Raw genomic sequence first — 22,851 nt, forward strand, 5'->3', positions numbered from 1 at the left:
GGAGAATTTTCACTCTTTATTGGAGCCTTCGGGCTCTTCGCTCTCCTCTGTGTCTGGAGCATGCTCCGCATTGCCGTCCTCATCCGCTACTGCTTCGGCCTCGACTTCAGCTTGGGTGTCGACGTCAACATCGCTCGTCTCCACGATTTCTGCATCACGCACATCAGCCTCTGGCACAGCCTCCGATTCAGCGTCACCCTCGACTTCAAAATCGGCTTCCTCCGTATCAGCCTCCGCTTCGGCATCAGCTTCATCGTCGGCGTCAGTATCGACCTGAGCCTCTGCGTCGGTGTCAGTCTCGGTGTCAGTTTCAGTATCGGCGTCGGCGGCTGTCTCGGCACCGGTGTCGTCGCCAAGCGCTGCCTGCTCCTGCTCGTGTTCTTCCTGAGCCGCGCTGGTGGAGTCTTCAGTGGCCTCCTCATCGCCCTCGGCTGCAGCCGATTCTTCCGGCTCAGCAACCGGGGCGGTGGCGCGGCGCGCACGCCACGCCGTCACTGCCTGTGCAGCGGCAAAGGCACATCCCACGACAAGGCACCACAGGGAGCTCAAGCCTACCGCGGTCCACACCTCAGGTCCTGTGTACCCGTACACTCCCAACGTGCCAGAAACACCGTAGATCGCCACGAGGGCGGTCACTGCCACCGTGATGGTTGCAACGAGCACGACCTGGAAAGACACCAGGGCGCGGCGCCGAGCAAATGCCGCCACGGCTGCGATTGCTGGAATCACCAACAGCACCGCGAACCAAGGGCTAATGGAAGGCGGAACCGCGGCGGCCAAAGGTATCGGAGGAAGTGGAACTACATGGCCGCTAAAGAGGCTCACACTGGTTCCCTCACCAATGTGCATCTCCGAGCCGCTCAGCACTGCGCCGGCTGCCACCGCGGCGTTGGGAAGGTAGAAAATACTCACCAGAAACAGGCCGATTGTTCCCAGCGCATTGAGCACCGGATAGCTGGCAAGTATTTCGGACTGGCGCGACCAGCCGAATCCCCACAGAACCACCACGAGAATAAGCCCAGCTGCAACCAGGTACCCGAGGTAGCTCAGGCCGATGCGGGCGGCATCGACGAACACGTGCGGAACGCCGCTGCGCTTTGCCAAGGCCTTCCACAGGCGCGGGCCCATTCCGCCAATAAGGGCAACCGCATGCAGCAGGAGCATGCGGGGAAGAACGCGATAGAGCTCCGGAGGAGAAACGTCATAGACCTTCCCGGCATCCCACAACATCAACCACGCAATGAAAGTCAGGACGAGTGGCACCACCAGCACGCAGGCACTCAAGACAAGCAGGTCGTTGATGCTCACCTTATCCTTCACCGCCTCGCGCACGCGGCGGCCGACCAACCAGGCCAAGAGCAGCGCGGGGAGGGCCGGGATGAAACCCAGATCAATTCCGCCAGCGCGGATAGGCGCAAGATTGAACACCATCCAGGCCTCCCCGACGATGGTGTTTAGCCACGCCGACGGGGAGCTGGTGAGAAGAAGCGCTGCGATGGCAACCACCAGGATGCTGAGGACAACAACGAGGTGCGGAACACCGACGACGATGAGCATGCGGCGAATGCGCCCGCGCAGCGTCGTTGGGGCCTGTGCGCGGCGGGCACGTGCCTTGTCAGACTCGATTCCTTTAATACGCTGCGCCGGATCCCGGCGATCCCGTCGGTGCCCTCGCTCAGAGTGCTCAGCGCCATCACCGCGTCCACGCACGTGCGCGCGTGGACGAGCAGACGACCTGGACTGGGGACTCGTGTTCTTATTCATTGGCGTCCACTTTGCCACGCGCACCTCCCCCACCGGGGGTGGCGCGACGAGGTCTGATTTAAAAGGTCGGGCACACCCCCGAACGGATACTCCTTATCAGCTTTATCCTTAGCTGCATCCGCTGATGAGAACTACCCACGCGCACTCCGCTACCGGAGATCTTAAGCACCGCCAGAGATTCACTTCATTCACAGGAATCAGCTACCGCATCAGAACAAGCACATCTGTCGACGTATCAAAAAGAAAAACCGCAATGCGGGTTGCTCCGCTCTCGCCGAGACGCTACTGTTACATCTCGTTGGTAACAGGAAGGTCACAATCGGATAACCAACCAGGTTTAGACGTAACGATTGTTCTGGCTGGACGATAGTGAATTAGGATGGAAGTAGAGTTCATGCGAAGCAAGACTCAGCGAAGCGCAGGTCGCCACCGCAAGATCACCACCTCGCAGACTGCAAAGGGGCGTTTGGCGGTAATGACCGTCGCCGCAGGCGCCGTATCTACCGCAGGTGTTGGCGGTGCAGCAGCCGGCACCATTCAATCCGCTGGCACTGGTGAGACCAAGGCGCAGTCCATCGACTACACCTTGCAGGCAGATACCGATCCGCTCAAGGACGCACAGGCCGCCGTCGAGGATGCCGCACCACAGATCCTCTCCATCGCTGAGACCAAGCCGGTCGCCGACCTGGCTACCCAGCTCGACAAGGCCATTCAGGCAGCCGATGCGCGCGCCGCCGCTGACGAAGCCAACCGTGCACCGTCCGTCGCCCGCCCGGCAGAAGGTACTTTCACCTCGGGCTTCGGCCCCCGCTGGGGCTCCTTCCACTCCGGCATCGACATCGCCAATGCTGTGGGCACCCCAATCCTCTCCGTCATGGACGGCACCGTCATCGATTCCGGCCCTGCTTCTGGCTACGGCCAGTGGATCCGCATCAAGCACGATGACGGTTCTATGAGCGTCTACGGCCACATGCAGACCCTCGACGTCGCTGTGGGCGAGCGCGTTCACGCTGGCCAGAAGATCGCTGGCATGGGCTCCTTGGGCTTCTCCACCGGCTCCCACCTGCACTTTGAAATCCACCCCACCGGTGAGGGCGCAGTTGACCCGATTCCGTGGCTTGCAGAGCGCGGCGTCAACATTTCTTAAGCCCTACTCTCAACCTAGCCTTCCAACAACTTTCAGGCGGCATAGAGCACTTTTGCTCTGTGCCGCTTTTTGCATCTCACCCACTCCGCCCCGCCTTCGTGCACGCTCCACCGCATACCCCACACTGGGGTACATGGAGGGGGTACTGAAAGATTCCTTCCCGAAAACTCTTGACCACCCCAAAGGTTACCCGGTAACTTACCGGGTATGTACCGATTGTATCCTCCTCTTACCCTCCGAACAGGAGGTGACCATGTCCGTCAAACACTCCGTGCTTGCTCTGCTGAGTGAAGAGCCCGCCACGGCCAGCCACATCAAAACCCGCTTTGCTGAAACCTTTGATAACCTCTGGCCGCTCAACATGGGCCAAGTCGCCCAAACCTTAAGCCGCTTGGAACGCGATGGACTCATCGCCACTGACGGCGAGCTCACCGGCCCCACCGGGCGCCGCGCCACCAGCTATGCCATCACCAACGCAGGCCGTGAGGAACTCTCGCAGTGGTGGATGTCCACCTTGCACAACGACGCCATCGAGCGCGATGAGCTCGTACTCAAAGTGTCACTTGCAGCGCGACGCTCCGATATCGACGTCATCGCCGTCCTTGACGCCCAGCGCTTTGCCACCGTCCGCCAACTTCGGGAGCTCAACCGCCAAGCCTCGAAACTCCCCGCAGAGCGCAGCGCCCAGCGCTTGGCCGTCGAGCGCCAAATCTTCGACCTGGAATCTCTCTCACGCTGGCTCGACCGCGTGGAGTCCCTGTCCAACCCAGCCACCACCGCCACCGAGGAGGAAACCCGATGACCCCCGACTCTGTGCCCACGACCCAGCACATTCCTTTCCCGCTCGAACTTGAGAACATCACCTGCGTCTTCGGTAGCGGCGCCCGCCAGGTCACCGCCCTGGATTCGGTCAACCTGCAGCTGCAACCGGGCGAGTTGGTCGCCGTTATGGGCCCCTCCGGCTCCGGCAAATCCACGCTGCTCAACGTCGCAGGTCTGCTCCAACCACCAACATCAGGACGCGTGCTTCTCGACGGCGCCGATGCCTCCCAGCTCTCCAAGGCCAAGGCAGCTATCGCTCGCCGCCGACACCTTGGTTTGGTATTTCAGCACTTCAACCTAGTGTCTTCCCTCACCGTCGGAGAGAATGTGTCCCTCCCTCTTGAGCTAGACGGACTCTCGCCTGCGCAATGCCGCGAAGCTGCTGAGCAAGCACTCAATGAGGTCGGTCTCGACGGCACCATCGACCGCTTCCCGGAGGAAATCTCCGGCGGCCAAGCCCAGCGCGTGGCCATTGCCCGCGCGCTCATCGGCCCGCGTAAGGTACTGCTCGCCGATGAACCTACCGGAGCCTTGGATACCTCGACGGGTGAGGAGATCATGAAGGTTCTACGCGCGCGTATCGACGCCGGCGCCTCCGGCATTTTGGTTACCCACGAGCCACGTTTCGCGGGCTGGGCCGACCGTGTCGTCATGGTTCGTGACGGACGCCTGACCGGCGAGGAGGTGCGTTAGCATGTCAGGCATTAATGCTGCCACCCGCCCAACGCGGCGCGACCTGTGGCGCCACCCGTGGCGCACGCTGGCCGCTGTCATGCTCATCGCGCTGCCAGTGGCCCTCGTGGTTGGAATGGCCCTCTTTGATAATTCCTCCGGTCGGCTCTCCGCGGCCTTGAGCTCACCCGAGCGAGCCCTGCAGGTCAGCGGCCCGGGCATTAGCAACGAAGACGTACCGCGCTTGGCTGCCGAGGTGCTTCCTTCGGGCCTCAGCTTCAGCCCAGTCACCACTTTTTCTAGCACGTCACTAATCCATAATGGGAAGTCAACCAACTCCTGGGTAGATCAGTTCGACGCAGAGAATCCGCCGGAGCCGGCGCAGGAGGCCGTCGACAAGTTCAATCTTGGCCCCAACCAGGCAGTTCTATCGCGCTCTACAGCACACAAGATCGACGCCTCCGTTGGAGACGTCATCACGGTGCGCACCAACGCCCTCAGCGGTGACCACCAAGCCACAGTCGCGGCCATTGCTCCCGAAAACTATGACTTCGTCACCTCCCCCACCCTCAATGACGCCCTCAGCGACCCGTCCTCTCAGATACACACCTCCTGGGCCATCGTGGGTGATACACCGCTGACCAAGGAGGATGCCGACCGTGCCCGTGAAGCTGGGCTGGAAATCTGGGCACCGGAACTGCGAGATACGGACCGGCCCGATTCTGAGCCTGATTCCATTGGCGGGACCTTGAGCAGCATTCTTTTCGTGCTCTTCTTCGTCGGCCTCTATGCCATCGCCGGATTGCTCATCCTTTTCCTTCTCGCCCCCGTCTTCACGCTGGCCACTGGACGCAATACCCGCCTGTACGCGCTGATGTCGAGCCAGGGTGCATTGCCACGCCACATCATGTTCGCGGTGATGGCTTATGGCCTGCTAATGGGGCTCATCGGCGCCACTATCGGCGTGGTTGTTGGCCTCACGGCTTCGTGGGTGTGGTGGACAGCCCGCTACCCGGACTTTGCTGCCCACCCGCCCTTCCTAGCTATTGGCCTCGCCTGGCTCGTGGCGGTGGCAGGCTGTGTCATTGTCTCCATCGTTCCTGCGTGGTTGGCGCAACGTGGTGCTTTAGCCACGGCGATCCAGGGCGCCGCACCCGACCGCCTCTTGCGCTTCCGGCGGTGGATGGCCGTCGGCCCCGCATTCCTGCTTCTGCTCGTGTTATTCAGCTTCACTCCCTGGGGAAAGTACATCCCTACGGTGCTGGCTCTCTTCGGAGTCATCGCGGTTGCCGCCTCAGCCCCGGCCTTGGTCTTCTTGTGCTCCCTGCTGTCTCGCCGGGGCCCTCTCTCGCTTCGCCTGGCCGGACGGGGCCTGACCCGGCGCAGCATGCATGCCTTGCCGACGTCCATCGCTCTCGTCTCAGTCACCTTCGTGACCACCCTGTTTGGCGTAGGCATCATGACGGATAGCGCAAAGACCACTGCCGAAGAAAAGCTCGTCATGCCGCCTACTTCTGCACTGATTGAGGAGACGACGTTTGAGCAACCATCGCAGGTGTCCACTCCGGAAGAACGCGCCGCGGTAGAGGCCGTCCTGCAGACCACCTCTGCCCGCACGTATCCCTTCTATGCTTTCCCCTCGTGGACGACGTCCTACAGCCTTCCGGAGGAAGGCACCTTCTATGAGCTCAGTACCGAGTTTGATTACCAGTGTGAACAGGTCGATCTCAGCAAACCAGTTGAGAAGGCAGTCTTTGTGGATAATCAGGGGCGACGCACCGATGAGTCCGAGGAGGCTCGCCAAGAATGCGCCCACGAGCTGATGACGTCATTTCCTTATAACCCGTTGATCTATCAAAGCAGGATGATTCAAACGGATTCTTCCCAGCTTGAGCTGTGGCAGTTCGACTCGGAGGAAGATCGCCGCGCAGCGGCGCAGACATTGGACGCCGGGGGCATCGTGCTTCCCCACAGCAGCCACGTCGGCGATAACACGCACGGCACGGTGACTCTAAAGTCCTATAGCCGCATTGACAGCCAAGAACCGAGCGGGACACAGGAGTCGGATCTGCCAGTTGTGGAGGCACTACCCACCGCGGCCCGCGACGTGGTCTTGATTAGCCAGCAGGCAGCAGAAAAGCTAAACATGGAGCCCTTCTACGTGGGCCAAGCCCTCGCTTTCGACGAGCCACCGAGCGAGTCAGAGCGTGAGGAGCTGCAAGACCTGACAGCGAGCGCCTCGCAATCGCAATACTCGCTAAACTTCGCAGTCTCTACTCCCGAGAGCTTCCGCTACTACCTAGGCCTCGGAATGGGGATTGTCTGCCTCATCGTGCTGGCGCTCATCATTGCCAACGCCGCTAGCAGCATGCGCCAGGAAAGCACCGTGCTGCAATCAATCGGCGCCCACCCTTCGCTGATGTCCAAGGTAGCGGCGTGGCAGACCTGGATGCTGGCCACCGCAAGCATGCTCTTCGGCGTGATTGCGGGCCATCTCGGCACGTACTTCTTTGCCGATAGCTCCGGATACGCCTACTCGACGCCGCCCTATGGTCTGCGCCTGCAGGACTATTTCACCCCAGATTGGTGGCAATTCCTCGCCGTGCTTATCGTGCCTCTCCTGGCCGCAGCACTAGCGGCTGCTGTGAATCGCAGCGATAAGACGGCTCCGCTTACCGCACGGGATCGCAGTGAATCACGTTCGCTGACTTAATCCCTTCTGACCTAGTACCTGCACTTCACAGTGCTCTCCTCCCCAGCGCTCTCGGCTGAATGATTGGCCGAGGGCGCTGCGCTTTTCACACCCCCATAACCTACCCCCATTCTTTAAACCTCTACTTTACCCCTGTAACAATTTTCACTTCTTTCACACATGTAACACGCTGGGCTGTTCGATGGGTTTTCGAACAATTCCTGTATTTACCTGCATTTTTAGAGATTGCGCAGGGCGATAGCTCGGGATAGTTTGTATCTCGTTGCCACAAAGCCTCAGCACGCAGACGCAACCACGCCGGCGTGTCGCAGGCTTCAAGGCGCATCGCGGCTGTTATGGCCGCGCCCTATCGCTCACAGGCTTCCTGCCGCCTTCGTCGGCGGAAGCGAGCCACAGCAGGACTTAAGGACGTGAAGTTATGAAGCGCACGCTCAGCGCACTCGCCGCCGTGGCGGTTACCACCGCTACCGTGACGGCCCCAGCGTTCGCCGCCGAACCGGCAGCAAGCGTGGATGTCTCCGACGGGTCCTCCCAGGGCCCTACCGCCGGCGACATCGAAGTCAAGGAAGACTCCAAGGCCGACCTCTTCAAAGCATTCTCCGGGCTAATCGTGTCCACGGCCGGAGCCCTCAACGGGGCCTCCACCCCGGAGATCAACTCCACGCAGGACGGCTTCGATATCGTCCTCGATCCCTCCAGCATTCCTGGTCTCGCCGAGGCCTTCGCCCCACAGGGCGATCACTCCGGTCTCACTCCTACACGCGGCCAGGATGCCAACGGTAATACCGTGGTCTTTCCGACCTCCGGAACCTTTACCTCTGGCTTTGGCCCGCGGTGGGGTTCCTTCCACAACGGCATCGACGTAGCGAACCCAATCGGCACGCCCATCTACGCCGTCATGGACGGAGAGGTCATCTCCTCCGGCGCAGCCCAAGGCTTCGGAAACTGGATCCGTATCCAGCACGACGACGGCACCATCACCGTCTACGGCCACATGCCCAGTGATCAGCTCTTGGTCAAAGTTGGTGACCATGTCTCGGCCGGCGACCAGATCTCCGTCATCGGCAACGAGGGCCACTCCACCGGCCCGCACCTGCACTTCGAAGTGCACCCGGGCGGCGGCGCGGCCGTTGATCCGGTGGATTGGTTCAGCGAGCGCGGCATCCTCATCTAAAGCTTTAAAGCTTTTCCATCGGCACACCGCCGATGAGCATGAGGCGGACCTTGCCCGCTGAACCAAAGTCCACGGTGACCGTCGCACGCGCGCCGGTACCGGAGGCTTCGATGACCGTGCCCAGCCCGTACTTCGCGTGGTTGACACGGTCCCCCACAACTAAATTGAGATGGTTATTCTTCGGCATCGATGTTGCCGAAGCTGGCTTGCGCGAGCGCTGCGAAGGGGAAGACGCAGCGCCCCGCGAGCCATAGCCGCCCCCACGGAAGAACCCACTATCTGAGCCGAAGGTTCGCCCGTATTGGTAGGAATCATCTCCACCCCACGCGCCGGACAGCGAGCTGTCTGGTTCTTCACGGCGCCAGTCGATGAGGTCCTCTGGGACCTCGGCGAGGAAGCGGCTGGCCGGGTTCGTCACCGGGTTGCCCCAGGACGAACGGAGAATCGCGCGCGTGAGGTAGAGCTGTTCCCTAGCGCGCGTAATACCCACGTAGGCAAGGCGGCGCTCCTCACTGAGCTCCTTCGGGTCCCCCAGGGAGCGCATGTGCGGGAATTGGCCATCCTCCCAGCCGGTGAGGAAGACAACTGGGAACTCCAGGCCCTTCGCGGTGTGCAGGGTCATCAGCGTGACTACTCCGGACTCATGATCCGGAATCTGGTCCGCATCAGCCACGAGCGAGACCTTTTCGAGGAAGGCTTGAAGCGAGCCCGGCGCGGCTTCACCTTCCGATAGCTCCGGGGCCTCCTCTGCGTCTGCACCCAAGAAGGCCATCTCATTGGCCGCCTCAGAGCTGAACTCGCGCGCCACCGATACCAACTCGTTGAGGTTGTCGAGGCGTGCCCCATCCTGCGGGTCATTGGAGTTTTCAAGCTCCGCGCGGTAGCCGGTGGCATCGAGAAGCGCGTTGAGCAACTCCCCCAAATCCGGCTGGCCCGTCACCTCATTGACCATGCCCGGAATCTGCGCGCGCACGCCCTCCATCATCTCGTTGAATTTGCTTACGGCATTCACTGCTCGTGTGCCAAGCCCGGCGACCTTGCCCGCTGCCGCATCGCGGAGAGCAGCCCCAAAGCTCACGCCAAGGTTCTCCGCGTGCAGGGCGATCTGTGCCTGTGCCTTGTCACCAATAGCGCGCTTCGGCACGTTGATAATGCGGCGCAAGCTCACCGTGTCATCCGGATTATCCATGATGCGCAGATAAGCCACCATGTCCCGGATCTCGCGGCGCTCGTAGAAACGCGTGCCACCGACCACCTTGTACGGGATGCCCGAGCGCACGAAAATATCCTCCAACGCGCGGGAGGCATTGTTGGTGCGGTACATCACCGCAATATCCGAATACGCCGTGCCTTTATCCGCCAGGGAATCAATCTCCGAGGCGATGTATCGCGCCTCGTCGTGCTCGTTATCCGCCACGTAGCCGACGATCTTTTCGCCTTGGCCGTGGGCAGTCCACAGATTCTTCTCGCGGCGACCCTCATTCTTCGCAATCACCGCATTCGCCGCGTTCAGAATGGTCTGCGTCGAACGGTAGTTTTGCTCAAGCAGAATCGTGTGCGCCTGCGGGTAGTCCCGCTCGAACTCCTGAATATTCCTGATGGTGGCTCCGCGGAAGGCATAAATCGACTGATCAGAATCACCCACCACACACAGTTCCGGAGCATCCGGCGGCAGCTCGCCCCTGCCCACCAAGGCCGAAACAAGCGCGTACTGCGCGTGGTTGGTGTCCTGGTATTCGTCGATAAGCACATGCTTAAAGCGGCGACGATAAAACTCCACTACCTGCGGGTGCTGGTTAAAGATGCGCACTACTTCCCCGATAAGGTCATCGAAGTCCACCGCGTTCGCGGCACGCAGGCGGCGCTGATATTCCTCGTACACACTCGCCACAGTGAGCTCGAAAGGACTCTTCGTCCTCTCTGCCTCCGCGCGCGCCTGCTCCGGAGAGACGAGCTCATTCTTGCGGTTGGAAATCTGATTCGCCAGAACACGTGCCGAATACTTCTTCAGATCCAGCTGCATGTCCTTTGCAATCATGGTGAGCAGCCGGCGCGCATCATCGCCGTCATAAATGGTGAAATTGGTGTTCAACCCCGGCACCAGTTGGGCGTTATTGCGCAGGATACGCACGCAAATGGAGTGGAAGGTAGACACCCACATCCGCTCTGCGACGGGGCCGACAAGCTGGCCCACGCGCTCCTTCATCTCCGCGGCTGCCTTGTTAGTAAAGGTGATGGCAAGGATCTGCCACGGGGCGACCCCACGCTCGCGCATGAGATAGGCAATGCGGCGGGTCAACACGGCGGTCTTACCCGAGCCCGCGCCGGCCACGATGAGCAGCGGCGAGCCCGAATGCGTCACGGCCTCTTCTTGTTGCGGGTTTAAACCTTCCAGCAACGGATCGGAGCCCTGACCGGAAGGGGCATCCGCGTTGAGTCCGGGCGTGGGAAATAAGCCACCAGCGGTGGCGTCAGTGGAAGGATCAGAAGAAGAACGAGGCCTAAACGGAGAATTGTTATTCATAATGCTCTCCAACCTACTAGCACCACCGGACATTGCCTGCCACACCACTTTTTATCTGCGAATACCGACGTCACGACTCATAATTCCCCTTTGCTTGAACGTGGTGGCACAATTTGAAGACATGAGCGCTTCACAATCTGGCACCCCTGACTCGGGCTTGAGCCCCGAACACCAAGACCCCAACGTCGTGGACAATGGCCTCGATATTCGTATGCCCTCGGGCACCGATGACCCGCTGAGCGATGCCGAGATTCAGCGCTACCGCGAAGAAATCAACCGGCTCGACCGCGTTATTCTCGACGCCATCAAGCGCCGCACCGATATTTCCCGCACCATTGGCAAGACGCGAATGAGTTCGGGTGGTACCCGTTTGGTGCATACCCGCGAAATCGCTATCCTCAACGAATTCCGCAGCGAGTTGGGTGAGGAAGGCCCCGCCATCGCCTCTGCCCTGCTGCGGTTGGGGCGCGGCAAGCTTGGCTAGCTAAGCACCTCGCGGAATAGTCCCCAACGCCCGCTCCTCACGCCTGGTCGTGAGCTACTCTCTCTTCATGCGCTTTTTCTCTCGTCTCGCTGCAACTCTCGCCGCAGCTAGTTCTGCCTTCGTGCTGACCGCCTGCAGCGGTTCTTCCTCCCACGTCGCTTCCATTACCACCACGACCCTGAACCTTCCCGCCGCCGGCGATTCCGGCCGCACACAGGATTCCGGAACAAATAGAGGTTCGGAAGAGGTCCTCGACAGCAATTCTCTCTGGGATAACACCACTGAAATCCCCCAAGCGGAGCGCCCTGATCCCCGCGTGGACTTGGCCCAGCCGGAAGCCGCTGAGTACTTCATGACGGTGGGGTTGCTGACGCCAGGAGCAGCTATTTATAACGCCGCTGGCGATAATCGGTGTTCAGCCGGGCACTTCGTAGGCGATGGCGAGCGCCTCTTTATTCTCACCGCCGGCCACTGCGGGGACAAGGGCGACACCTTTTTCTATAAGGATCGCGCTGGAGACAACGTGAAGATCGGCGAAATGGTGCTAGAGGCCCGTAATACCAATACGGACAGGATTAACTCGGCCGACATCGCGCTTATCGAAGTCTCCAACCCAGCTGCACAAGTGTCGACGTCACCGGCCCTTAATGCTCCTTTGGCGGGATGGATGCCTCTTGAGGAGGTAGCTTTGACGAAGCCCACAATTTGCCGCGCCGGCTCGACGCGAGGAGTCTCCTGTGGCAACTTCATCGACCGCCACGAGGATCAGGGGCTGTTTACTTTCGGCAATGACAGCGCCCCAGGCGACAGTGGCGGACCAGTCTATGCTTCCATCGACGGCGAGCTCTGGGCCGTTGGTGTGCTGTCCTTCGGTAATGACCAAGATCCCTCTGACGTCGAAGTAGGCGCCATGGAAATCGGAAACACGATGAAGCAATTCGACCTGAAGCTCTACGCCTAGCGCCTAGCAGCGCAGCCTTCTGTCTCGGCGCCGAAAGGATTTCTGGACTACGGTAGAAACAGTAAGTTTCATGTCTGCTACCTGCCAGAAAGGCTTTTGCAATGGACATCACCGCTCAACCGCAGTGGGCCGCGCTCACCTCGCTTTTTGAGAGCAAAAAGGACCTCAACCTGCGTGAGCTTTTTGCCAACTCCACTTCCCGCGCCGCAGACTTTTCTTTCGATGCTGCGGGACTGCACGTAGATCTGTCGAAGAACCTCATCGATGAGGAAGTCGTCAACGCACTGGTAGAACTCGCCCGTGCCGCGGACGTCGAGGGGCGCCGCGACGCTATGTTCGCCGGCGAACACCTCAACAACACCGAGGATCGCGCCGTTCTGCACACCGCGCTGCGCCTGCCTGTTGAAAAGGACTTGAGCGTCGACGGCCAAGATGTCGCTGCCGACGTCCACGAGACTTTGGGCCGCATGCGCGACTTCGCCACCGCGCTGCGCTCCGGTGCGTGGCTGGGGCATACGGGCCACACCATCAAGAAGGTCGTCAACATCGGCATCGGCGGCTCCGACTTGGGCCCCGCGATGGCTACCAAGGCGCTGCGTTCCTACGAGGTAGCGGGTATCAGCGCGGAGTTCGTTTCTAACGTCGACCCGGCGGATCTCGCCGCGACTCTCGACGGCCTCGACGCCGGCTCCACCCTATTCATCGTGGCCTCCAAGACCTTCACCACCCAGGAAACCCTGGCCAACGCACACGCTGCGCGCCGCTGGCTGATTGAGCAGTTTGATGGTGATGAGTCGGCCGTCGCCAAGCACTTCGTTGCCGTTTCCACCAACGCGGAGAAGGTCGCGGAGTTCGGCATCGACACCCAGAACATGTTTGGTTTCTGGAACTGGGTGGGCGGGCGCTACTCCGTCGATTCCGCCATCGGCCTGTCCCTGATGTGCACCATCGGCCCGCTGGACTTCATGCGTTTCCTCGAGGGCTTCCACGCCATGGATGAGCACTTCCGCACTGCGCCTCTGGAGCAGAACGTACCGGTGCTCATGGGTCTGCTCGGCGTCTGGTACTCCAACTTCTTTGGAGCGCAGACCCACGCGGTGCTGCCTTACTCCGAGGACCTCGGCCGCTTCCCGGCCTACCTGCAGCAGCTGACTATGGAGTCCAACGGTAAGTCCGTGCGCCGCGACGGCACCGCTGTCACCACCGGCACCGGTGAGATTTACTGGGGCGAGCCGGGCACCAATGGCCAGCACGCCTTCTTCCAGCTCATGCACCAGGGCACCCGCCTCATCCCGGCGGATTTCATCGGCTTTGCCCGCCCGAAGGAGGACTTCCCCACTGCGGACGGCACCGGTTCGATGCATGACCTGCTCATGGGTAACTTCTTCGCGCAGACCAAGGTGCTGGCTTTTGGTAAGACGGCAGAAGAGATTGCCGCCGAGGGCGTGGACCCAGCCGTGGTCCCGCACAAGGTGATGCCGGGCAACCGCCCGTCCACCACGATCCTGGCGGAGGAGCTCACCCCGCAGGCCCTCGGCGCGCTCATCGCACTCTACGAGCACATCGTCTTCACCCAGGGCATCATCTGGGACATCAACTCCTTCGACCAGTGGGGTGTGGAGCTGGGCAAGCAGCAGGCCAATGACCTGGCACCGGCAGTCTCCGGCAAGGAAGAGGCCGCATCCGGCGATGGCTCGACTGATGCTCTGATCGGTTGGTACCGCAACCACCGCTAAGCACTGCTTGGCGACGTCCCCCGGCCGAACGGTCGGGGGTACACGCGTTTTTAACGGGCAATCGAGATGTGGGATCGCCAACGCCGCGGAGGCCCTGTGGGCGTCCGCGTGGTGGTGCGTTTCCTTTGCGTTGCGTGTCCTTCGTGCTGCGTGGCGGTTTACCCGCCACGCGGTCCAAGTCCGCGTTGTGCGGCTTGATACGCAGCCTGGGCGGTTATCGGTTCTCCCCAGGGAGGGATGTAATCCACATCGCCGCGTAGTCGGAAGACATAGCCGGCACCGGTGGGTTTCTCCGGGTCATCATCATTGACGCCGTTGTGATAGGCACACAACATTGTCAGATTCGGCGGGTCGGTGGTACCTCCTGCTTTCCATGGGATGAGGTGGTGTACCTGGGCATAATCAGCAGGTTTATTACATCCCTTCCTGGCACAGGTGGGATGCTCGGCGCTGGCCATCATGCGCTGCTCAAACCCGGCCAAACGTTTCATGCGGTGCAGCCACACCGGCCCGATCGTGGGGTGGATGAGGGTTACGTAGCCGATCTCGGCAAACTTATAGTTCAGAAATTCCGTGCCGGTCATGCGGCCGCCATTGGTTAGTTCGAGCACGATGTCATCACCGTCGCCGCTCACAATCTTGTCGAGCTTGTCCAAGGTAACGACCACGCTGGTGAGCACCGCCGGTTTGGTACCGCCGTGAGATTTGTTGAAGAAGACGTGCCTGGAAGCATCAAGCAGGTTGTCCTTGTTGATGGATTCCAGCACGCCGCGCATCTCAGTGACGGTCAAAGGGTCATCGGTAATGGTCAGCGAGTGCGGCCCATCAGCACGGTAGGTCATGCGCACCCCGGGCGTGGGAATACGTTTGGGCTTGAGCTCTTTGAGGCGTTTAGCCGCCACGGCGGGGATGTTGTGGGCGGGCGTGCCGGCGAGCTTTACACGCAGGTTCCACACATGAAGCTGATTCTTCAGCTTCTTCGTGTAGGACTCAATAAGGCTCAGCGTGGCCAGGTCATGGCCTTGTTCTAAAGCTCGGCTGCGGGCGGTGCGTTGCTTGCCCGTGAACTTGGTGGCGCCGAAGTAGATGTAGTTTAAGCGCGCCAGTTCGGCGGCGTCGGCCGGTCCAGCGCCGAGTGCGCGTAAACGTTTCTCGCCTCCTACCGCCTGCTCCACCAACTTAATCCCCGAGTTGCGGTAGGAGAAGTAGGTCTCTAAATCCCCCATGCCTCAGAACACTAAAGCACCCTTGGCAACCCCGCAACCGGAGACAGAAACTCTAAAGCTTGATCATCGACTCCCAGCCGAACGGAATGTGGTCAGAGTCCACAATCTTGCGGCCGAACGGGAAGCACGTCACCGGGATCATCTTCAGGTTGGCCAGAGCCACCGGGATGCCCACGATGGTCACGGCCTGCGCCGCTGCAGTGGTGACGTGGCCGATGGCCAGCCACAGGCCAGCGACAAGGAACCAGACAACGTTAGAGAACCGAGACATGCCGCCGGTACCTTTGACCGGTTGAATGACGGAGCGCCCAAAGGGCCACAGGGCGAAATTCGCCATACGCATCGAGGCCACACCGGCGGGAATCGTCACGACGGGGATGCAGGCCAGGATGCCTAGGAGAAAGTAGCCCAGTGCGAGGACAAGGCCACCAGTTGCCAACCAGATGATGTTCAAAATGATCTTCATGCATCCCAGCCTAGCGATGCGGCTGGCAGTGCGGGCACCACCAGATGACGCGTTCTAGCTCACCTTCGTCGCCGCCCGCGTCCACTCCTCCCAACGTGGACTTCTCAATCAGCGTGCCGCAGCGCCGACAGCGCTGACGGTTGCGCCCGAAGACGTACGTGGTCTCCCCTGCCCGCTTCACGCCGGTCGTTACGCGTATCGGCGAGTCCCGGTTAGCCCAGATGAGGCGGCGGGAGATGGTGAGGATATGAGGGACGTCGACAAGCGCTACCGGTGTTGCTGGATGAACGCCGGCTAGGAAGCAGATCTCGGCGCGGTACTCGTTGCCCAAACCCGCCACGTTGCGCTGGTCCAAGAGCGCGGCGCCGATGCTGCGCTCGGGGCGTGATTCGATGCGGCGAACGGCCTCCTCGAAGCCGCCGTCTAACCACTCGGGCGCGAGGATGTCTGGGCCCAGGTGCGCCATGCGCTGCTCAAACTCGCGGGCTGGAAAGACCTCGACCAGCCCTAGCCAATGCCCTACCAACTCAATATCGCGCGGGGTGTTCTCCATCTGCAGCACCACGCGTGCGCTGTGGCCGGGCTTGCGCCAGCGGTCCCCGGCATAGTGGATGGCCCACGTGCCCTCCATCTTGAGGTGGGTATGCAGGATGAGCTCGCCGCCGAAATCCATGAAGAGGTGCTTGCCATAGGGCCAGACCTCCTCGCACACCAGCCCGTCGAAGCGCACGGTGGCATAGCGCGGCACGCGCAGGGAGGAGGAGATCACGCGCCGGCCTTCCATGAACTGCAGCCGGTTCGACAGCTGCAGTACGGAATCACCCTCGGGCACAGCAGAACCTCCTCACCGAACGGGTGCCTACTCTACCGGCGCGTCCTTTCCCGCACCGAATGCCAGCGCGCCCGGCTCCCACGGGGTGACCACGTGCTGGCGGGATAGGTCTTCGATCTTCTTCACGCCGAGCAGCTGGAGGGTGTTCTTGAACTCCTCCGCGAGCAGCTCGATGACGCGGTCGACGCCTTGCTTGCCGCCGGCCATCAACCCGTAGAGGTAAGCGCGGCCGATGAGGACGAAGTCCGCACCCAGAGCCAGCGCAATGGCGATGTCGACGCCGGACATGATGCCGGAGTCGTAGATGATTTCCACGTCCGGGCCCACCTCTGCGCGCACGGCCTCAAGGGCCTGGAGGGTGTTGACCACGCGGTCGAGCTGGCGCCCGCCGTGGGAGGACACCACGATGCCGTCGGCACCAAGGTCAATGACCTTGCGCGCGTCCTCGGGATTGACGATTCCCTTGACGAAGAGCTTGCCCGTCCACTGCTTGCGAATCCACGCCAGGTCCTCGAAGTTGAGGCCTGGGTCGAACATGGTGTTGACAAGCTCGCCCAGGGTGCCGGTGGTCGAGGTCAACGACGCGAAGGTAACTGGGTCCGTGGTGAGAAAGTTGAACCACCACTCGGGGCGCCACGCGGCATCGAAGACCGTGCCGGCGGTCAGGCGCGGCGGGATGCGCATTCCGTTGCGGGTATCGCGCAGGCGCTGGCCCGCCACGGGCGTGTCCACGGTAACCACGAGGGTGTCGTATCCATTGGCGGCAGCGCGCTCGATGAGTTCTTGGCAGGCAGAGTGGTCCTTCCACAGATAAAGCTGGAACCAGCGGCGTCCGCTATTGCCTTGCGACGCCGCGACCTCCTCGACCGAGCGCGTGCCCATCGTGGAGAGCGTAAACGGGATGCCTGCGTCGCGGGCGGCTTGGGAACCAGCGTCCTCGCCTTCGGCATGCATGAAGCGGGTAAAGCCGGTCGGCGCGATGCCGAAGGGCAATGCTGCCGGCTCGCCGGCGATCTCGGTGCCAAGGCTGATGTCGTGCGCGCCGTTGAGCACGTTGGGCATGAGGCGAACATCGCGGAAGAAATCGCGAGATTCCTGGTAGCTAACCTCATCGCGGGCTGCACCATCGACGTAGTCAAAGGCCGCCTTGGGTGTGCGGCGCTTGGCAATCTTGCGCAGGTCCCACACATCAGCGGCCTCTGCCAGGCGGGCAGCCCGGCGGTCGAGGTTGGGTGCTTCGAACCGCATGAGGTTCTTGAGCTCGGACACGTTAGGTAGTTGGCGCTTTAGCCGCATGGAAACAAGACTCCTTTTCTATTGGGCTATCAGCTTTTGAGGTTAGACCCATGAAAAGCCCGTGGGCTAAATGAAGGTGAATATCATTCAGCGGCGTCGGCGGCGCGGGCGGAAGCCGCCTGGGCTTCCCGGTGCAGTCGATGGGCCACCAGACTCAGTGGAATCCTCCGGATCATCGAAGGAAAGCTCCTCCATCGCCTCGGCGGCGCGGCGCCCGCCGCGACGTGCGGGACGGTAAGGCTCGGCGGAGCGCGCGGCTTCTCCAGATTGGCCGTGCTGTCCTGCACGGCCGGAAGAGGCGGTGTGGGCAGATCCAGTAATCCGCACGCCCTTCGGGGTCAGTGCCGCCCCTAGTGTGCGCAGCTCGCCGCCCAGCTTTGATTCGAAGATGGGCCGCCCGTTCGCCTTCTCAATGACCAGCTTGCCCAAGCGCCCAGCGGCCACCAGCTCGTTGAGGCCTGCAAGCACTGCGGCTAGTACCTCGGTGCGCTCGATGCCCTCGGGCAAAGCGTTGAAGAACGTGGTCAAGGTCTTTCCGCCGCGAGTCAGGTGGGCTACGGGCAGGCCATCCATGAGCACCACTAAAGCACCCGCGGCGCGGGTGGGACGGGCCGCTGATTCGCCAGCATCAGCGGGTGGCCAGGACAGCGCCGCGCCATAGGGGTTCGCAGGGTCGGTCGCGGCTAGAACATAAGTCTGCGGCTCGCGGGTACCGGACGGCCAGCCCGTGACATCGGGGGAATCATCCACCCCGCGCAGGCGGTCAATGACCGCAGGCGTGGAGAACTGCGCGGCGCCCAAGCCTTCAATGACATAGCCGCGCATGGCCTTGCCAGATTCCTCAAAACCGGAGAGCACCTTATAAGCCAGGGCGAAACCGCCCAGGACGTCCTCAGCCACCACGGATCCGCGGGTGAGCACGCCGTAGCGGTCCAGCCAGGCCTCGCCGTGCGCGATGGAACGCGACGTGGCATCGGTGGCCGCGGGAACGGACAACGACCACCGCCCCACCACGTCTGGTGCGACCTGCGCACCAGACACATTGTGAGCTTGCGCAAAGGAGGTGCGCCCCATGCGCAGGCGCGAGCGCGATGGCCGACGCCGCGCGCGATGCGCCGTACGCCCCGCGTTCCCCGTCACTAAGTGCGCGCGGATAGGAGCGAAGGAATCGGGGCTGACCAAGCCTGCCTCCACTAGCCCCCAGAGGGCCTCGCGAACCTCCTCGGGTGTACCGCTCAGCTGCGGTTGGATATCAGATAGGAGGTAGCTGCCTCCGCCCTGCAAGGCCTCCAGCAGCTGGGTCTGCAGCATGGACACGCCCGCCTCCTCCGCAGAGACCTGCGGGGCAAGCTGCGCGGCATAGTCCGCCGGCAACAGCATGATCCAGGGGTCGTTGGAGCCAGCCTTCCCCGCGCCCACGATGAGAGCCTCGCCGCTGGCGGTGAGCTCATCGAGCATCGTCGGTGAATAATCCCCTACGCGCGCAGGCAGGATGAGGCTCTCCCAGGCCGAGGCCGGCAAGCGCACCCCGGCCAGCTGTTCAATGACGGCGAAGACGCCATCCACCCCGCGCAGCACCGGGCGCCGGCCCACCGCCGCCACCTGCTGCCAGTCCGGAAGGAAGCGTCCAAAAGCTGCGGGCGAAACCGGTTGTGTCGCCGCCCGGGCAGCCGCCAACGAACGCGAGCGGATGACCTTGAGCACCTCCGCCGCGCAGTACTCTTGCTCCTCCACGCCCTGGCGGTAATGTCCCGCCAGGATGGAATTCAACCCATTGAGCGTCGAGTGCGCCACCGCAGCCGACAGGCCAAAGGCCTCCTGCACATCGCGCGCTACAAAGGGCCCGCGCGTGCGCGCCCAGCGGCTGACTAGTTGATCCAGGGCGTCGGTAATCGTGGCCTGCTGGGCGGGGATGCCGGGCGGGACGGGGATGCCCAGGCCGTCGCGAAGCAGCGGCGCATCAAGCGCCTGGGCCACGTGCTCGCGGCCGTTGATGCGCACCCGCATGATCCGCGCACCGAGCGCATCGAGTGCACTCAATGGCACCGTGGCGTGCGCGCCGAACTCCTCGACCGGGATGGGGCCCAGCACGCGCAGCAGGTCCGCGACCTCCTCGGTGGTCCGCGCCTGGCGTTCTACAGTGGTGCGCTGCAGCTGGGCGTGGACTTCAGCAATAACTTCAGCGGGGAGAAGCTCGCGCAGCTCCACCGTGCCCAGAAGCTTCGCCAACAGCACGGGGTCTAGGGCCAAGGCCGCCGCGCGCTTTTCCGCCAGCGGCGAGTCCCCCTCGTACATGAACGCGCCGGTGTAGTTGAACAGCAGCGAAGATGCGAACGGCGAAGGCTGCTCCGTGGTGACCTCCGCGATGCGAATGCGGCGGTGCGCCAGCTCCCGCATGACCTCCGTGAGCGCCGGCAGGTCGTAGACGTCCTGCACGCACTCGCGCACGGTCTCCAGGATGATGGGGAAAGAGGGGTAGTTGCGGGCGACGTCGAGAAGCTGCTCTGCGCGCTGGCGCTGCTGCCACAAGGGCGCGCGCTTGCCCGGGTTACGCCGCGGCAGAAGCAGCGCACGCGCCGCGCACTCCCTAAACCGGGAAGCAAAGAGCGCGGAGTTTCCCACCTGCTCGGTGACAATGTCGGCGATCTCATCGGCGTCGAAAAGAAACAGCGCTGCATCCGGGTCCGCCTCACCCTGCGGCAGGCGCAGCACGATGCCGTCGTCGCCCGCCACGGCCTGCGCATCCATCCCGGTGCGCTCCGCCACGCGCTGACCCACCGCCAGCGCCCACGCCGCATTCACCGGCCTGCCAAACGGGGTGTGCAGCAGCACGCGCCAATCCCCCAACTCATCCGTGAAGCGCTCCAGCAGCAGCGTCTTTTCATCCGGGATGAGCCCGGTGGCCTCGTTCTGTTCCTGCAAGTAGGCGGCGATGTTACGCCGGGCGCGCTCATCAGCGTCGCGCACCACGGACGGATCCGCGTATGCCTCTCTCCGGAATGCGCCCAACGCCTTGCCCAGCTCATACGGCCGCCCCGCGGAGTCACCATTCCAGAAAGGCAAACGCCCCGTGTGCCCCGGCGCGGGTGTCACCAACACCTGGTCACGCGTGATCTCCTCCACGCGCCAGCTCGTCGCGCCGAGGGTGAAGATGTCCCCCACCCGGGTTTCATAGACCATTTCCTCATCGAGCTCACCCACGCGGCGCGGCGCTTTCTCCTCACCGCCCACGAGGAAGACCCCGAACATGCCGCGATCCGGGATGGTGCCGCCGTTGGTCACCGCCACGCGCTGCGCGCCGGGACGCGGGGTGAGCACGCCCGTGACGCGGTCATAGACCACCCGGGGTTTCAGCTCCGCAAAATCCGTCGAGGGGTACACGCCACTGACCAGGTCCAGCACGGAGTCGAAGACCTCGCGCGCTAGGTCCTTATAGGGCCAGGCGCGGCGCACGGTGTCATACCATTCGTCGGCCTCGAGTCCCTCGCTCGTGCCCGCGCTTGCCGACGCCACCACCGCCGCCACCGTCTGCTGTGCCAAGACATCCAACGGGTTGCGCGGGGAGTGCATCTCTTCGATGAGACCCTCCTCCATGCGGGCGACGGTGAGTGCTGATTGCACGAGGTCCGCGCGGTGCTTGGGATAGAAGGATCCGTGCGAGACCGCGCCGACGGAGTGCCCGGCGCGGCCCACGCGCTGCAGGCCCGAGGCCACCGATGGCGGGGATTCCACCTGCACCACCAGCTCCACCGCACCCATGTCGATGCCCAGCTCCAGGGAGCTCGTGGCAACCACGGCCTTGAGCGTGCCTTCCTTGAGCATGGTCTCCGTCAGCGCGCGCTCGTCCTTGGATACCGAACCGTGGTGCGCGCGGGCGATGACGGCAGGGGCCTTGCCTGCGACGTCGACCTGCTTCATCAGCTGGGCTGGGTCGCGCCGGGTAGCCGGGTTCAAAGACTCCGGGTCATGTTCCTGGGCATAGAGCTCGTTGAGCCGGCTGGTGAGCCGCTCGGCGGTGCGGCGCGAGTTGACGAAGACGAGAGTGGAGCGGTGCTCCATGACCTCGGCGTAGAGCTCTTCCTCGATGAAGGGCCAGATGGACTTCGCCGTGGGCAGGGCGGAATCTCCAACCCCGCCTTCTTCCTTGCGTTGCGCGTGCACGCGCAACGCATCCTGGGGGCCTTCGGTGATGCCAAGGGGGTCGTCGACAGTCGCCTCCCCGATAGGTGATCCCTGCTCCGGGGTGGGCAGATCCGACATGTCCTCGACCGGTACGTGGACGTCGATCTGCCAGCGCTTCTTCGCGGGCGGGGCAATGATGTCCACGGGGCGGTCACCGCCCAAGAAGTTCGCGACAGCACTCAGCGGGCGCACCGTGGCGGAAAGCCCGATGCGCTGAAATTCCCCGGCGATGAGTCCGAGGCGCTCCAAGGTTAGGGCTAGGTGCACGCCGCGTTTCGTGCCGGCCAGCGCGTGGATTTCATCGATGATGACGGTATCCACAGTCTTCAAAATCCCCGCCGCCTTGGAGGTGAGCATCAGGTAGGCCGATTCCGGCGTGGTAATGAGGATGTCCGGTGGCTTGCGTACCTGGCGGGCACGCTCTGCCTGCGGGGTATCGCCGGAGCGGACTCCCACAGTGATATCCGGCACCTCCAGGCCCAGCCGCTCGGCGGTGCGGGCAATGCCGTTGAGCGGGGCGCGCAAATTGTTCTCAACGTCCACTCCCAAAGCCTTGAGTGGTGAGATATACAGCACTCTCACGCCGTCATGAGCGCCCTCACGGGAGGGTTCATTACTTAGCGGCAGCGCGGTCTGGCCTTCGCGCTCCACCAAAGAATTCAGCGCCCACAGAAATGCCGCGAGCGTCTTACCGGAGCCGGTTGGCGCTACAACCAGTGCATTCGCACCACCGGAAATCGCCTCCCATGCCTGCTCTTGGACGGAGGTGGGGGCGGCGAAAACGTCCTGGAACCACCCGGCCACCTGTGGGCGGAACTTCGCCAGAACGTTTTTAGACATGCCCTACTGTAT

At 62.5% G+C, this 22,851-nt stretch carries 15 protein-coding genes; 8 read left to right on the forward strand and 7 right to left on the reverse strand.

The annotated features are described in order from the left end of the window. Positions 1–9: 9 nt before the first annotated feature. Entirely contained in the window at positions 10–1,710 is a 1,701-nt protein-coding gene (locus HMPREF2537_RS11985; protein WP_246820328.1) for a cell division protein PerM, read from the reverse strand. Between the two features lie 448 nt (positions 1,711–2,158). On the opposite strand from HMPREF2537_RS11985, the gene HMPREF2537_RS11990 reads away from it, so the two are divergent. The 5 genes from HMPREF2537_RS11990 to HMPREF2537_RS12010 all read left to right on the forward strand — a co-directional run bounded on the left by HMPREF2537_RS11990 (position 2,159) and on the right by HMPREF2537_RS12010 (position 8,292). After that, positions 2,159–2,911 (forward strand): M23 family metallopeptidase, encoded by a 753-nt coding sequence (locus HMPREF2537_RS11990; protein ID WP_070529531.1) that lies wholly within the window; start codon positions 2,159–2,161, stop codon positions 2,909–2,911. Between the two features lie 253 nt (positions 2,912–3,164). Then, positions 3,165–3,713: a helix-turn-helix transcriptional regulator gene (locus tag HMPREF2537_RS11995; RefSeq protein ID WP_070529379.1), complete on the forward strand. Its 549-nt coding sequence runs from the start codon at positions 3,165–3,167 to the stop codon at positions 3,711–3,713. After that, positions 3,710–4,426 carry an ABC transporter ATP-binding protein gene (locus HMPREF2537_RS12000; protein WP_070529381.1) on the forward strand — a complete coding sequence of 239 codons (717 nt, stop codon included), beginning with the start codon at positions 3,710–3,712 and terminating at the stop codon, positions 4,424–4,426. Before HMPREF2537_RS11995 ends, HMPREF2537_RS12000 begins: the two co-directional genes overlap by 4 nt. 1 nt (position 4,427) lies before the next feature. Then, positions 4,428–7,118: an FtsX-like permease family protein gene (locus HMPREF2537_RS12005; RefSeq protein ID WP_070529384.1), complete on the forward strand. Its 2,691-nt coding sequence runs from the start codon at positions 4,428–4,430 to the stop codon at positions 7,116–7,118. Positions 7,119–7,536: 418 nt separating this feature from the next. Further along, the gene (locus HMPREF2537_RS12010) at positions 7,537–8,292 is read left to right on the forward strand and encodes a M23 family metallopeptidase (protein WP_070529386.1); all 756 of its coding nucleotides are present in this window, start codon (positions 7,537–7,539) and stop codon (positions 8,290–8,292) included. A gap of 4 nt (positions 8,293–8,296) precedes the next feature. On the opposite strand, the gene pcrA is transcribed toward HMPREF2537_RS12010, so the two are convergent. Continuing rightward, positions 8,297–10,816, reverse strand: coding sequence for a DNA helicase PcrA (pcrA, locus tag HMPREF2537_RS12015; RefSeq protein ID WP_070529388.1), 2,520 nt, complete (start codon positions 10,814–10,816; stop codon positions 8,297–8,299). A 121-nt stretch (positions 10,817–10,937) separates the two neighbouring features. On the opposite strand from pcrA, the gene HMPREF2537_RS12020 reads away from it, so the two are divergent. The 3 genes from HMPREF2537_RS12020 (at position 10,938) to pgi (ending at position 13,997) form a co-directional block, all read left to right on the forward strand. After that, the gene (locus HMPREF2537_RS12020) at positions 10,938–11,300 is read left to right on the forward strand and encodes a chorismate mutase (RefSeq protein WP_070529391.1); all 363 of its coding nucleotides are present in this window, start codon (positions 10,938–10,940) and stop codon (positions 11,298–11,300) included. Positions 11,301–11,367: 67 nt separating this feature from the next. Continuing rightward, a complete protein-coding gene (locus HMPREF2537_RS12025; RefSeq protein ID WP_070529533.1) occupies positions 11,368–12,261 on the forward strand; it encodes a trypsin-like serine protease in 894 nt (297 codons plus the stop codon). A 101-nt stretch (positions 12,262–12,362) separates the two neighbouring features. Continuing rightward, complete coding sequence (pgi, locus tag HMPREF2537_RS12030) at positions 12,363–13,997, forward strand: glucose-6-phosphate isomerase (RefSeq protein WP_070529393.1); 1,635 nt, start codon at positions 12,363–12,365, stop codon at positions 13,995–13,997. 158 nt (positions 13,998–14,155) lie between these two features. Here the strand turns inward: pgi and HMPREF2537_RS12035 are convergent, their stop codons facing one another. The 5 genes from HMPREF2537_RS12035 to HMPREF2537_RS12055 all read right to left on the reverse strand — a co-directional run bounded on the left by HMPREF2537_RS12035 (position 14,156) and on the right by HMPREF2537_RS12055 (position 22,839). Then, on the reverse strand, positions 14,156–15,223 hold the full coding sequence (locus HMPREF2537_RS12035; RefSeq protein ID WP_070529395.1) for an HNH endonuclease signature motif containing protein: 1,068 nt from the start codon (positions 15,221–15,223) through the stop codon (positions 14,156–14,158). Positions 15,224–15,275: 52 nt separating this feature from the next. Beyond that, the gene (locus HMPREF2537_RS12040) at positions 15,276–15,689 is read right to left on the reverse strand and encodes a YccF domain-containing protein (RefSeq protein ID WP_049155174.1); all 414 of its coding nucleotides are present in this window, start codon (positions 15,687–15,689) and stop codon (positions 15,276–15,278) included. A gap of 10 nt (positions 15,690–15,699) precedes the next feature. Further along, positions 15,700–16,521, reverse strand: coding sequence for a DNA-formamidopyrimidine glycosylase family protein (locus tag HMPREF2537_RS12045; RefSeq protein ID WP_070529398.1), 822 nt, complete (start codon positions 16,519–16,521; stop codon positions 15,700–15,702). A 27-nt stretch (positions 16,522–16,548) separates the two neighbouring features. Then, on the reverse strand, positions 16,549–17,817 hold the full coding sequence (locus tag HMPREF2537_RS12050; RefSeq protein ID WP_070529400.1) for an alpha-hydroxy acid oxidase: 1,269 nt from the start codon (positions 17,815–17,817) through the stop codon (positions 16,549–16,551). A gap of 87 nt (positions 17,818–17,904) precedes the next feature. After that, a complete protein-coding gene (locus HMPREF2537_RS12055; protein WP_070529402.1) occupies positions 17,905–22,839 on the reverse strand; it encodes an Lhr family ATP-dependent helicase in 4,935 nt (1,644 codons plus the stop codon). Positions 22,840–22,851 lie beyond the last annotated feature (12 nt).

The sequence above is a fragment of the Corynebacterium sp. HMSC074E01 genome, assembly GCF_001808885.1.
In the GTDB taxonomy this organism is placed as follows: Bacteria; Actinomycetota; Actinomycetes; order Mycobacteriales; family Mycobacteriaceae; genus Corynebacterium.